Consider the following 409-nt stretch of genomic DNA (forward strand, 5'->3'; position numbering starts at 1 on the left):
GGTCTCGCCGGTGCGGATACGCACGACCTGCTCGACCGGCAGCACGAAGATCTTGCCGTCGCCGATCTTGCCCGTGTGAGCGGCCTTGATGATGGCCTCGACCGCCTGATCGACGAGGTCGTCGCCGACGACGATCTCGACCTTGATCTTCGGCAGGAAGTCCACGACGTACTCGGCGACGCGATACAGCTCGGTGTGGCCCTTCTGCCGGCCAAACCCCTTCACTTCCGACACGGTCAGACCGGCGATGCCGACCTCCGACAGCGCCTCGCGCACTTCGTCGAGCTTGAACGGCTTGATGATGGCTTCAATCTTCTTCATTGCAATCTCCTCGTCGGGGGCGCCGCGGGGCTTCGCCCCTCGCACCGTCAATATTCATCCTGGTAACGCGATGTTATCGGATAACGCC

At 62.3% G+C, this 409-nt stretch carries 1 protein-coding gene; it reads right to left on the reverse strand.

The genetic code is table 11. The features are described from left to right. Window positions 1-321: P-II family nitrogen regulator (locus C5L12_RS27910; protein ID WP_105375180.1), on the reverse strand; the 321-nt coding region annotated here is incomplete at its 3' end. Window positions 322-409: the final 88 nt, after the last annotated feature.

The organism is Neorhizobium huautlense (assembly GCF_002968575.1).
Lineage (GTDB): Bacteria > Pseudomonadota > Alphaproteobacteria > Rhizobiales > Rhizobiaceae > Neorhizobium > Neorhizobium huautlense.